The organism is Gelidibacter salicanalis, assembly GCF_016469035.1.
GTDB classification, from domain to species: Bacteria; Bacteroidota; Bacteroidia; order Flavobacteriales; family Flavobacteriaceae; genus Gelidibacter; species Gelidibacter salicanalis_A.
Genome location: NZ_JAEHJZ010000003.1, coordinates 165,630 through 178,729, shown reverse-complemented (window position 1 = coordinate 178,729; position 13,100 = coordinate 165,630). Strand labels below are relative to the sequence as shown.

Below are 13,100 nucleotides of genomic sequence, written 5' to 3'. Positions count from 1 at the left end.
CTAAACCGTTAAAAGCCCGCTTAATGAGAAAGATTTTTATATTATGCTCAGTTTTACTGTGCCAATTTTTAAACGGTCAGACCACTGGCCAAGAAAAGGACTCCGTTGCTGTGGCAAAGGTCGACTCTTTGGTGGCGGCAAAGGCTAGGTTGAAGGCAGCTGAAAAGGCCGCTGCAAAGGCCAATGCCTTAGCTATTGACCTAGCTGTGGCAAAAGCTAAGATCATTGCTAAATATAAAGCAGACTCTCTCGCGGCTATAGAGAAGCCCAAATGGGTACAAAATAATAGAGCCGGTGTAGATATTAGTGAGGTCACTTTTGTGAACTGGAACTCCGGAGGAAGTAATTCGATATCTGCGTTATTGGGTCTTAACTCTAGTTTAAACTATAAGTACAAGGATTTCTACTGGTCTAATAAAGGTAAGATTCGCTATGGTCTCCATAAACAAGAGGATCAGAAGTTGAGAAAAACTGAAGATATTATTGAGTTGGACTCTAATGTAGGTTATCGACAGGACTCTTTGACAAATTGGTTTTTTTCTGCGCAGTTCAATTTCAAAACCCAATTTACCAATGGTTATAAATATCCCGATCGTAAACGGGCCATCTCCAAGTTTATGGCGCCCGGTTACATGTTTGTTGGAGTAGGTGCTGAATATGGTAAAGATATGGAGAAGTTTGCATTTTATTTTTCGCCGTTGACCGTCAAAACAACCTATGTTTTAGATCAGACCTTGGCCAATAAGGGCGCTTTTGGTGTAGATCCAGCGGTTTATGATGAGGCAGGAAATATGCTTAGAAGAGGAAGAACTTCTAGAAACGAAGTTGGAATTTTAGTCACTAATTATTTCGAAACTGGAGTTTTTGAGAATATTAATGTGTCCAGTAAAACGAGTTTGTATACCGATTATATAAATAGTTTTGGAAATGTTGATATAGATTGGCTCGTAAATTTCGATTTTAAAGTGAATCAATTCGTAAAAGCATCATTAGGATCTCATATAAAATATGATGACGATATCAAGATTTTGACCCCCACAGACGTTAAAGATAAGTATGTTCAGAGTGGTGCCAAGGTGCAATGGAAGCAAATTCTAGGCATTGGAGTGGCCCTTGATTTCTAAATTGAATGTAACAACTAGTATTATTTAAATTTGTTAACTTTTAGATGTTAATAAATAAATAACTATCTGGTTGTTAGTATTTTAAGTCTATTTTGTTGTAAACTTTATGATTGAGGTCATGGTGTAAGTTGTTTATTTTTTGTTACTTTACATTTTCAAAAGATATTTTTCACAACCTACTAAAGCCTAAAATTAAATGAAAGTTGACACCCCTATCGCTCCAACATCCCTCTACACCCAAGAACAAGCTTTTGAAGCTGCTTTAAACTACTTTAAAGGAGATGACCTGGCCGCAAGAGTCTGGTTAAATAAATATGCCCTTAAAGATTCACAGGGCAATATTTATGAATCGACACCAAATGACATGCATACGCGAATTGCAAAAGAAATTGCTCGTGTAGAATCTAAATATAAAAATCCGATGACAGAACAAGAGGTTTTTGATCTCATCAAGGATTTTAAATATATTGTACCACAAGGCAGCCCTATGGCAGGGATTGGGAACCCATTTCAAATTGCTTCATTGTCCAACTGTTTTGTAATTGGTAATTCTGGCGATTCTGATTCGTATGGCGGGATTATGAAAATTGATCAAGAACAAGTTCAGTTAATGAAGCGTCGTGGCGGTGTGGGTCATGATTTATCACATATACGTCCAAAAAGTTCTCCAGTTAAAAATTCAGCATTAACGTCTACTGGTATTGTTCCGTTTATGGAGCGGTATTCAAATTCTACAAGAGAAGTTGCTCAAGATGGGCGTAGAGGTGCTTTAATGTTATCAGTGTCTATCAATCATCCGGATGCTGAAGATTTTATTGATGCCAAATTAGAACAAGGTAAAGTTACCGGGGCTAACGTTTCAGTAAGAATTGATGACGCGTTTATGAAGGCTGTAAAATTAGATAGACAATACACTCAAAAATATCCTATTTTTAGTGAGGATCCTAAGTTTTCTAAAACGATAGAAGCAAATGGCATCTGGAAAAAAATTGTTCATAATGCCTGGAAATCGGCTGAACCTGGCATCTTATTTTGGGATACCATTATCAATGAATCTGTGCCAGATTGTTATGCTGATTTAGGTTATAAAACAGTGTCTACAAACCCGTGTGGCGAGATTCCGTTATGTCCTTATGATTCCTGTAGGTTATTGGCCATCAATTTATTCTCTTATGTAGAGCAACCGTTTACGAAAGACGCCAAATTCAATTTTGAACTTTTCAAAAAACATGTGGGCTTTGCACAGCGTATTATGGATGATATTATTGATCTTGAATTAGAGAAAATTGATGTCATTTTACAAAAAATTGATGCAGACCCAGAAGGTGATCAGGTTAAGGCAACCGAAAGAAATTTATGGGTAAACATCAAAACAAAAGCAAAAGAGGGTAGAAGAACTGGTGTAGGTATTACTGCAGAAGGAGATATGTTGGCCGCTTTAGGCATTCAATACGGTAGTAAACAAGGCAATGCGTTTTCTGTAGAGGTTCATAAAACCTTGGCACTTGCAGCTTATCGTTCTTCAGTAGACTTAGCAAAGGAGCGTGGTGCTTTTGCCTTTTTTGATGCTGAGCGTGAGAAAAACAATCCGTTTATTGGGCGTCTAAAAGAGGCTGATGAACAGCTTTATTATGACATGACAGAATATGGTCGTCGTAACATTGCCCTGTTGACCATTGCTCCAACCGGGACAACAAGTTTGATGACACAAACATCTTCAGGAATTGAACCTGTATTTATGCCAGTGTATAAAAGACGTCGTAAAGTAAATCCTAATGATAAGGAAGCGCGTATTGATTTTGTAGATGAGGTTGGCGATTCTTGGGAAGAATACGTGGTATTCCATCACCGATTCAAACAATGGATGGAAGTGAATGGTTTTGATCTGACCAAAAATTATGCGCAAAAGGAATTGGATCAGTTGATTAAAAAATCGCCATATTACAAAGCAACGTCTAATGATGTGGATTGGATGAGCAAAGTGTCTATGCAAGGTGCTGTTCAAAAGTGGGTGGATCACTCTATCAGTGTCACCATCAACTTGCCAAATGACGCTACTGAAGATTTGGTTGGGAAATTGTATATGGAAGCTTGGGAAGCAGGATGCAAAGGTGTTACGGTGTATAGAGACGGTTCAAGATCAGGAGTCTTGATTTCAAATGAAGAAAAGAAGGAAGAAGATACGGATACGTTGACCACGTTCCCTACAAAACGTCCGCAAGTGTTGAAAGCTGACGTGGTACGATTCCAAAATAATAAAGAAAAATGGATTGCCTTTATCGGATTGATTGATGGGAAGCCTTACGAGATTTTTACGGGTCTTGCTGATGATGAGGATGGTATTTTGATTCCGCGTTGGGCAAACGAAGGGGTGATCATCAAAAATAGAAATGAAGATGGTACGTCGCGTTATGACTTCCAATACAAAAACATTAGAGGCTATAAAACAACTATTGAAGGGCTATCGCACAAATTTGATCCTGAATACTGGAACTATGCGAAATTGATCTCTAGTACTTTGCGTCACGGCATGCCAATTGATAAAATTGTGGACTTAATCAATAGTTTGCAATTGGATACAGAATCTATCAATACCTGGAAAAATGGTGTGGTGAGAGCCTTAAAACGTTATGTTGAAGATGGAACGCAGGTTAAAGGACAGGCGTGTAGTAACTGCAGCTCTGAAAATCTAATTTATCAAGAAGGGTGTTTGACCTGTAAGGATTGTGGATCTTCTAAATGTGGATAACAGTTTGAATATTATAAAAGGAAGCTTATGGCTTCCTTTTTCTGTTTATAGATGGTCAACATTGAGATGGTCATAGTCGTTGAGTTCTTCAATATCCTCAATCTTTTTGGTGCACCCATTTTTTAAAAGATAGAGCGCATCGCTAATGTCAATAACATCTTTATAATAATGATCCGTAATAATAATGGCTTTATTAGGTTTTTCAGCGGTGATAAGTTGTTTGATTTTTTCTACATATAACGGTGCGATATGAGAAAAGGGTTCATCCAGCAAAACCAATGCACTTGCTTGTTTTAAAACAGCATAGGTTTCAATCACACGCCGTTCACCTCCAGAGATAGTAGTCAATTTGGCGTTGTAATACGGCGAAAAATTATCAAAATAACTTATGAATTCATTCCAATCCAATTGCAAAAGCTTAAAAAGTGTTTTGATTTTTAGATGGTTTGGAGCAAGCTGATGTTGGGGTAGGTAAACGGTATTCTTTTTAGAATATAAAGGTTTTAAGAGTGGCTTTCCGTCAATCTTTACAAATTTGTATTTGGGTGTTAAGGCTCCAAACAAGATCTGTAACAAACAGCTCTTTCCGCTGCCATTCCGTCCCAAAAGCCCCACAATAGTTCCAGTTTCGGCTTTGAGATACACACCGTTTAAGATGCGTCGGGTGTTGAAATATAATTCAACACTATCCAATTCAATAATCATACAAACACTTTCATTAGGAGCAGAAAGGTAATGGTTATAGTAATGTCAATAAAAAAAAGTGTTGTAAATAACCGCCATGTCGAAATGCCTAAATTTTTATAAAAAAGCAATTTGCGTTTGGCGCCGGTTTCGTGCACCAAATACCATACAAAAAAGGTCAAAAGAAGTTTTGTAATGATACTCGGTAAAATATAGGGATTGAAAATGACAATCAAAATATTGATCGTCATGGACCATACAAAATAGGGTCTATAAAATAAGAAGATGGCTCCCAAGCGGTGTATCATAACGACAAAACGAAATTTTTGAACATTTATTTTAGTGATACTCCATTTTGAAAAGAGGCTAAGTAGCGCATTCATAACGAATTGTTATGGTATTCTCAACCTTTTATCGAGCTCAATATAAAACCCAATTGCGTTACTTTCTTTCAAATATAACCTAAAAACGTGTTTTAGGAACACTGGCTTTAATTTATAACCAGCAGATGAAAGCGGCTATTTCATCATGATTTTCTTTAGTCCGTACTAAAAATTCCTAATTAAAATTGAGAAATTATTGTACTTTTGCGTCACAATTAAACCATACATGTTAGACAAATTACAAATAGTAAAGCAGCGTTTTGATGAGGTCAGTGACTTAATTATTCAGCCAGATATCATGACAGACCAAAAGCGTTATGTTGATCTGAATAAAGAGTACAAAGAATTGCGCAAACTCATGGATAAGCGCGAGGAGTATTTAGAGTTGACTAACAATTTGACTGAAGCACAGGAAATTTTAGATGATGGCAGCGATCCAGAAATGGTAGAAATGGCCAAAATGCAATATGATGAAGCCAAAGAAGGGATCCCCAAATTGGAAGATGCCATTCGTTTTATGTTGATTCCAAGAGATCCTGAGGATACGAAAAATGCCGTTATGGAACTTCGCGCCGGTACAGGTGGTGATGAAGCCAGTATTTTTGCTGGAGATTTGTTTAGAATGTACTCTAAGTATTGTGAAAGTAAAGGCTGGAAAGTTGATGTGGTAGATTATAGTGAAGGTACCAACGGTGGCTACAAGGAAATTCAATTTGAGGTTTCTGGAGATGATGTTTACGGCACCTTAAAATTTGAAGCTGGCGTACACCGCGTGCAACGTGTGCCACAAACGGAAACCCAAGGGCGTGTGCATACCAGTGCCGCAACGGTAATGGTGTTCCCAGAGGCTGAAGAGTTTGATGTGGAAATTAATCCAAAAGATGTACGTATTGACTTTTTCTGTTCTTCAGGTCCAGGTGGTCAATCTGTAAATACCACCTATTCTGCGGTACGTTTAACGCATATTCCAACCGGATTGGTAGCCCAGTGTCAAGATCAAAAATCACAACATAAAAATAAAGAGAAAGCCTTTAAAGTATTGCGTTCACGTTTATACGATATGGAACTTGCCAAGAAAAACGCAGAAGATGCTGAAAAGCGTGGTTCTATGGTCACGTCTGGAGATAGAAGTGCCAAGATTAGAACCTATAACTATTCTCAAGGACGGGTAACTGATCATAGAATTGGTTTAACCCTATACGATTTAGGCAATATTGTCAATGGAGATATACAACGTATCATTGACGAGCTGCAATTGGCAGAAAACACCCAGAAATTAAAAGCAAACACTGATGTAATTTAAATAACAAGCCTCTTTTTGAGGCTTTTTTTTGGTATGACAACACAAGACCTCGTTACACAAATTAGAAAAAAGAACTCCTTTCTTTGTATAGGATTGGACGTCGATTTAGAAAAAATTCCGCCGCATTTGCTATCTGAAGAAGATCCGATTTTCGCCTTCAATAAAGCCATAATTGATGCGACCCATCACTTGTGTGTAGCCTATAAACCGAATACGGCCTTTTATGAAGCCTACGGGTTAAAAGGATGGAAAGCACTCGAAAAAACAATTCATTACCTCAATCAACACCATCCTGAAATGTTTACCATTGCCGATGCAAAACGCGGCGATATCGGTAATACCAGCCGGATGTACGCGAAAGCATTTCTCGAAGATTTAGGGTTTGATAGTGTTACGGTAGCGCCTTATATGGGTAAAGATTCGGTGGAGCCTTTTTTAGATTTTAAAGACAAGCACACCATACTTTTAGCATTGACTTCCAATCAGGGCGCTTTCGATTTTCAAACCAAAAACATTGATGGCAAAGAAGTTTATAAGCATGTCTTAGAAACCTCGAAATCTTGGGAAAATTCTGAAAACCTCATGTATGTTGTGGGGGCGACTAAAGCAGAATATTTGGTAGACATTAGAAGCATTATTCCAAACAGCTTCTTGCTGGTGCCAGGGGTTGGAGCACAGGGCGGTAATCTTCAAGATGTGTGTAAGTATGGAATGACTAGTACTATTGGATTGTTGATCAATTCGTCACGAGGCATTATATATGCGTCCAGTGATGAGCACTATGCTGAAGCTGCTGCTCAAAAAGCAAAGGAATTGCAACAAGAAATGGCATTCATCTTAAATCAGTAATTAGAGAATATCTCAAATACTTCCTGCAATCAAAAAATGAGAGATCAACTGCATAGACCAATCAATTTAGAAAACACTCCAAAACGGATTGTTTCCTTGGTGCCGTCACAAACGGAACTGTTGGTTGATTTAGGTCTTGAAGAAGCTCTTGTGGGCATTACCAAATTTTGCGTCCATCCCATTCATCTCCTCAAAAACAAAACCATTGTTGGTGGTACAAAACAAGTCCATTACGATAGAATAATAGCGGTGCAACCCGATATTATTCTGTGCAACAAAGAAGAGAATACTAAGGAGATGATTCAGGAGCTGGAGAAAATAGCGCCAGTACATATCAGTGATGTTAATACTGTTGAAGATGCTCTAGAGTTGATAGAAAAATACGGTCTGCTTTTTTCAAAAGAGGAACGTGCTAGGGCAATGATTAGGGAAATAGCTGAGAAAAGACAGGAGTTTGCTGACTTTGTAAAAGATCAACCCAAAAAAACCACAGCCTATTTTATCTGGAAACATCCGTGGATGGTGGCAGCAAAAAACACCTTTATCAATGAGATTATGCGAGGCAATGGATTTCTCAATTATTTTGAGGACCCGGAAGTTGATCTGAGCAGAGATCAGCCGGAATCTGCAGAACTCGTTCTGTTATCAAGCGAGCCGTTTCCGTTTAAGGAAGAACATAAAGCGGAAGTGCAAGCTTACTTTCCCAACGCAACCATTTTAATAGTGGATGGAGAAATGTTCTCTTGGTATGGCTCTCGGTTAGTAAAAGCCTTTGATTATTTTAAAACGCTGCATCAACATCCGCTGAATTAGAATTTTTCAAATTCAAAATAATCTTTCTCAATTTGGAGGCTTCGTGGTATAAAAAATCGCTTAAACTCGCATCGGTTTGCAGCATGTTGTAGGCTTCTTCCGTAAATTTTAAATAATTGTTTTCCACTTCGTCTAAATTCAATACCTCATTGAGGCTAAATTTAATTTTTCCGACTTTACAAAACTGTGTATTCATATAGGTTAAGATTTTAAACTATAGATACGTTTGTGTAACTATTTAAAGATATGTGTTTAAAGTTAAATTTATGGTAAATTATCAGATTGTCCTGGGACGTGAAGATTCCCGACTCAAATAATTTAAACGATTCAATTTATTTAAAAGCTTTATCGCTTTATATTCTGAAATATCGCTTAAGGCATGATCTGTTTGACGCAGGTTATAGGCTTGTTCAACAAGTTGTTTATAACGTGTTTGTAGTTTAATTTGATGGGATTTAATTTCTAATGACTTTTTCATGACTACAAAAGTTTGAAAGTTAAATATATCTAAAATTGTGATACGCAGTATGTTAAAAACCCAAAAACATTTAAAAAAAGCCGATTTATTTTATTAACCGGCTTTTAACTGACTCCCTTTTGACCCTATTAAAATAAGCATAGTATTTTAAAGAGCTAAGGCAACACTGCATGTTCTGATGTATTTGAAGATATGTCCAGTATTAGGAAATCTTTACATTAAGAATCCCTTAATCTTGTAGTGCAAAAACTCTTCTCAATACATCCGTTGTTCGCGCGCCAACTTTAGTTCTGATTTCTTTTTCTTCAACCGCAATCATGGTATAGACGCCTTTCAAAGCCTCTTCTGTAACATAATCCGTCAAATCAGGGTTGACATTGGTAGTAAATGGGATGGCATTATATCTATTGATTAAATTTTCCCAAATTTGATCAGCGCCCACCTTTGCAAAAGAAGCGTTGATTACAGGGTGAAACTTATCGTATAAAGAGGTTCGGGTTTTAGTGGAAAGGTATTGTGTTGCGGCATCATCTGTTCCTAAGAGGATGTTTCTTGCGTCAGTAAAAGTGATTTCCTTAACCGCACCTACAAAAATTGGTGTGGCTTCCTTAACTGCATCCTCAGCAGCTCTGTTTAACGCTTTGATGCCTTCATCTGCCAAATTGCTCAAGCCGATATCACGTAAGCCTTTGTCAACTCTTTGTAATTCTGCAGGAAGAAGAATTTTTACAAGTTCATTTCTGTAAAAACCGTCAGTTTGTGTCAGTTTGGTCACTTGTTTTTCAATACCCAAATCGAGCGCCTGTCTTAATCCATTCGCAATATCTGTATTACTTAAAACACCGCCTTGAGGTAAGGAGTCTACCACGCTTTGTAATTCTGCACAAGAATTCATGGTAAAGATGGTAACTAATATTAGTAGAGATTTTTTCATAACAATTTTATTTTTTAGTGGATTCAAAAATAAATCAAATAGTTTTAATTACGATGGTTTAGTAAACCTTTAAGATCATTGGTAGTTGACCATACAAAAAAGGAGAGGAGACTTGTCATTATTAAAAATGCGCAAAAGTAACATCCTGAGACCGTGACTAAAATACCTTTAGGACAATCTTGCGTTCTCTAAACTATTCACAATATATGTGTACTTCTTTTATAAAATCTGTAAATTTGCGAGAGGTATAAATTCAATTTTTACATATGATACAAGTAACACCCTATAAACCCAAACATAAAGTTAGAATCGTAACTGCCGCATCTCTTTTTGACGGTCATGATGCTGCCATAAATATTATGCGACGCATCATTCAATCCACAGGCGTTGAGGTGATTCACTTGGGGCACGATAGAAGTGTAGAAGAGGTTGTCAATACAGCCATTCAAGAAGATGCGAACGCAATTGCTTTAACATCTTACCAAGGTGGTCATAATGAGTATTTCAAATACATGTATGATTTGTTGCAGGAAAAAGGGGCTGGCCATATCAAGATTTTTGGTGGCGGTGGCGGTGTGATTCTTCCTGAGGAAATCAAAGAACTCATGGATTATGGCATTACCAGGATTTATGCGCCTGATGATGGAAGGGAATTGGGATTGCAAGGCATGATCAATGATTTAGTAGAAACTTCAGATTATGCGCTTGGAGATGTCCTTAACAATGAGTTTGGAGATTTAGAGAAAAAAAATCCCAAAGCTATAGGAAGAATCATTTCTTCCGCAGAAAACTTTCCAGAGGTTGCAAAAGCTACACTTGATAAAATTCACATAAAAAATAAAGACTCTAAAACGCCTGTACTCGGAATTACAGGAACTGGAGGTGCTGGTAAATCGTCATTAGTAGATGAATTGGTTCGTCGATTTTTGATTGATTTCCCAGAAAAGACTGTCGGTTTAATTTCTGTGGATCCTTCAAAACGTAAAACAGGTGGAGCACTACTTGGCGATCGTATTCGTATGAATGCCATCAATAGTCCGCGGGTCTATATGCGTAGTTTGGCAACCCGTCAGTCCAATTTGGCTCTTTCTAAATATGTGAACGAAGCTATTCAGGTGTTGAAAGCTGCGGAATACGATTTGATCATTTTAGAAACTTCAGGTATTGGTCAGTCAGATACTGAAATTATAGAACATTCTGATGTCTCTCTTTACGTGATGACACCAGAATTTGGTGCTGCCACCCAATTGGAAAAAATTGACATGCTCGATTTTGCCGATTTGGTAGCCATTAACAAATTTGATAAACGCGGTTCTTTGGATGCTTTGCGCGATGTTAAAAAACAATACATGCGCAACCACCAACTGTGGGATGTCGATCAGAGTGATTTACCGGTTTTTGGAACGATTGCCTCACAATTTAATGATCCAGGAATGAACACGCTTTACAAAGCGATCATGGATGGGATTGTTGAAAAAACAAACGCCGATTTAAAATCGACCTTTACCATTTCGAAAGAAATGAGCGAAAAGATTTTCGTCATTCCACCAGCTAGAACACGTTACCTTTCTGAAATAGCAGAGAGCAACCGCGCTTACGATAAAACTGCAAACGACCAAGTAGAAGTAGCACAAAAACTCTACGGCATTTATAAAACATTAGAATCTGTACTTGGCAAAACGCCAGAATTGGATAAAGCAGGGATAGATAGTAATTCAATCGCGTCTGTTGCCGATGCCCATAAGGATTTTGTCAAGTTATTGGTGGGCGAATTTGATCGTGTTAAATTAAATCTTGATCCTTACAATTGGGCGGTTATAACGGGCTGGGATGAAAAGGTCAACACGTATAAAAATCCTATATATTCGTTTAAGGTCAGAGGTAAAGAGATAAAAATTGAAACCCATACGGAGTCACTTTCCCATACTAAGATTCCTAAAGTAGCATTGCCCAAATACCAGGCTTGGGGCGATATTTTAAGATGGATCCTGCAAGAAAATGTACCTGGGGAATTTCCGTTTACCTCAGGACTGTATCCTTTTAAACGCACGGGTGAAGATCCTGCGCGTATGTTTGCTGGCGAAGGTGGACCAGAACGAACCAACAGACGTTTCCATTATGTGAGCATGGGCTTGCCGGCCAAACGCTTATCGACAGCATTTGACAGTGTAACGCTTTATGGGAATGACCCAGATTTACGACCTGATATTTATGGGAAGATAGGAAATGCAGGTGTCAGCATTTGCTGTTTGGACGACGCTAAGAAATTGTACTCAGGATTCAATCTGTCACATGCCATGACCTCGGTAAGTATGACCATCAATGGTCCTGCACCAATGTTGTTAGGCTTCTTTATGAATGCTGCCATAGATCAACAATGTGAGTTGTATATCAAAGAAAACGGACTGGAAAAAGAGGTGGAGGCAAAGATTGCCAAAATCTATAAAGAGAAAGGTGTTGAGCGTCCAACCTATAAAGGCGACTTGCCAGAAACCAATGATGGACTAGGATTGATGTTGCTCGGGGTTACTGGTGATCAAGTTTTGCCAGACGACGTGTACCAAGACATCAAAACCAAAACGATCGCTCAAGTACGAGGTACGGTTCAAGCGGATATTTTAAAAGAAGATCAAGCACAAAATACCTGTATTTTTTCAACTGAATTCGCTCTGCGATTGATGGGAGATGTTCAGGAATACTTTATTGAGAATAATGTACGTAATTTCTACTCAGTGTCTATTTCAGGCTACCATATTGCCGAGGCAGGCGCGAATCCAATTACCCAATTGGCATTGACCTTATCCAACGGATTTACCTATGTAGAGTATTATTTGAGCAGAGGGATGGATATCAATAAATTTGGTCCCAATCTATCGTTCTTCTTCTCAAATGGTATCGATCCAGAATATGCGGTTATTGGCCGTGTTGCCCGTAAGATATGGGCAAAAGCAATGAAAAATAAATATAATGCAGATCCGAGAGCGCAGATGTTGAAATACCATATCCAAACTTCAGGGCGTAGTTTACATGCGCAGGAGATTGATTTTAATGATATTCGCACCACGCTTCAAGCGTTATACGCTATTTATGACAACTGCAACTCATTACATACAAACGCTTATGATGAAGCCATTACAACGCCTACAGAGGAGTCTGTGCGTCGTGCCATGGCCATTCAATTGATTATTAATAAGGAATTAGGCTTGGCGAAGAACGAAAACCCAATCCAAGGCTCATTCATCATTGAAGAATTAACCGATTTGGTAGAAGAAGCGGTGTTATTGGAGTTTGATCGTATTACAGAAAGAGGCGGTGTACTTGGGGCAATGGAAACGATGTACCAACGTAGTAAAATACAGGAAGAAAGCCTGTATTATGAGACCTTAAAGCATAATGGTGAATTCCCTATTATTGGCGTAAATACATTTTTAAGCAGTAAAGGCTCACCAACGGTCATTCCGAAAGAAGTGATTAGAGCAACGGAGGAGGAGAAGCAATTCCAGATTGCCACACTTGAAAATCTGCATAAAGGAAATGATACGGGCCACTTACTCCAAGAATTACAGCATAAAGCCATCCATAACGAGAATATTTTTGAAGCCTTAATGGAGGTGAGTAAAGTATGTTCATTGGGTCAAATAACAGGGGCGCTTTTTGAAGTCGGAGGACAGTATAGGAGAAATATGTAAGCAGCGAACCAAGTTTTGCTTTTCGCAAAACTTGTGTGAGTCGCTTATCCCGCCCTTCAGCGGGATCTCATGAAAGATCAGTGACACATTTAAC

Annotated in this window: 11 protein-coding genes; 6 read left to right on the top strand and 5 right to left on the bottom strand. The window is 38.2% G+C overall.

Features of this window, described 5'->3' with window-relative positions; genetic code table 11:
- Positions 1-23: 23 nt before the first annotated feature.
- Positions 24-1,124: a DUF3078 domain-containing protein gene (locus JEM65_RS01895; protein WP_199596850.1), complete on the top strand. Its 1,101-nt coding sequence runs from the start codon at positions 24-26 to the stop codon at positions 1,122-1,124.
- A gap of 196 nt (positions 1,125-1,320) precedes the next feature.
- Positions 1,321-3,873, top strand: coding sequence for an adenosylcobalamin-dependent ribonucleoside-diphosphate reductase (locus JEM65_RS01890; protein WP_199596849.1), 2,553 nt, complete (start codon positions 1,321-1,323; stop codon positions 3,871-3,873).
- Between the two features lie 45 nt (positions 3,874-3,918).
- Here the strand turns inward: JEM65_RS01890 and JEM65_RS01885 are convergent, their stop codons facing one another.
- Both JEM65_RS01885 and JEM65_RS01880 read right to left on the bottom strand, forming a co-directional pair.
- Positions 3,919-4,578 carry an ATP-binding cassette domain-containing protein gene (locus tag JEM65_RS01885; protein ID WP_199596848.1) on the bottom strand — a complete coding sequence of 220 codons (660 nt, stop codon included), beginning with the start codon at positions 4,576-4,578 and terminating at the stop codon, positions 3,919-3,921.
- On the bottom strand, positions 4,575-4,865 hold the full coding sequence (locus JEM65_RS01880; protein ID WP_233530485.1) for a hypothetical protein: 291 nt from the start codon (positions 4,863-4,865) through the stop codon (positions 4,575-4,577). The genes JEM65_RS01885 and JEM65_RS01880 overlap by 4 nt, the downstream gene beginning before the upstream one ends.
- Before the next feature lie 301 nt (positions 4,866-5,166).
- Here JEM65_RS01880 and prfA point away from each other — a divergent pair, with 301 nt between their 5' ends.
- From prfA to JEM65_RS01865, 3 genes are read left to right on the top strand one after another with little or no spacing between them, the layout of a single operon-like run.
- Positions 5,167-6,243: a peptide chain release factor 1 gene (prfA, locus tag JEM65_RS01875; protein WP_199596847.1), complete on the top strand. Its 1,077-nt coding sequence runs from the start codon at positions 5,167-5,169 to the stop codon at positions 6,241-6,243.
- Positions 6,244-6,276: 33 nt separating this feature from the next.
- Positions 6,277-7,092 (top strand): orotidine-5'-phosphate decarboxylase, encoded by an 816-nt coding sequence (gene pyrF, locus JEM65_RS01870; protein WP_199596846.1) that lies wholly within the window; start codon positions 6,277-6,279, stop codon positions 7,090-7,092.
- A gap of 36 nt (positions 7,093-7,128) precedes the next feature.
- Entirely contained in the window at positions 7,129-7,905 is a 777-nt protein-coding gene (locus JEM65_RS01865) for an ABC transporter substrate-binding protein (RefSeq protein ID WP_199596845.1), read from the top strand.
- Here JEM65_RS01865 and JEM65_RS01860 read toward each other — a convergent pair.
- The 3 genes from JEM65_RS01860 to JEM65_RS01850 form a co-directional block, all read right to left on the bottom strand.
- Complete coding sequence (locus tag JEM65_RS01860; RefSeq protein ID WP_199596844.1) at positions 7,874-8,101, bottom strand: hypothetical protein; 228 nt, start codon at positions 8,099-8,101, stop codon at positions 7,874-7,876. The genes JEM65_RS01865 and JEM65_RS01860 overlap by 32 nt on opposite strands.
- Positions 8,102-8,182: 81 nt before the next feature.
- Complete coding sequence (locus JEM65_RS01855) at positions 8,183-8,383, bottom strand: Lacal_2735 family protein (protein ID WP_199596843.1); 201 nt, start codon at positions 8,381-8,383, stop codon at positions 8,183-8,185.
- A gap of 229 nt (positions 8,384-8,612) precedes the next feature.
- On the bottom strand, positions 8,613-9,317 hold the full coding sequence (locus JEM65_RS01850; protein WP_199596842.1) for a DUF4197 domain-containing protein: 705 nt from the start codon (positions 9,315-9,317) through the stop codon (positions 8,613-8,615).
- A gap of 266 nt (positions 9,318-9,583) precedes the next feature.
- On the opposite strand from JEM65_RS01850, the gene JEM65_RS01845 reads away from it, so the two are divergent.
- Positions 9,584-13,006, top strand: a complete 3,423-nt coding sequence (locus JEM65_RS01845; protein ID WP_199596841.1) for a methylmalonyl-CoA mutase family protein — start codon at positions 9,584-9,586, stop codon at positions 13,004-13,006.
- Positions 13,007-13,100: the final 94 nt, after the last annotated feature.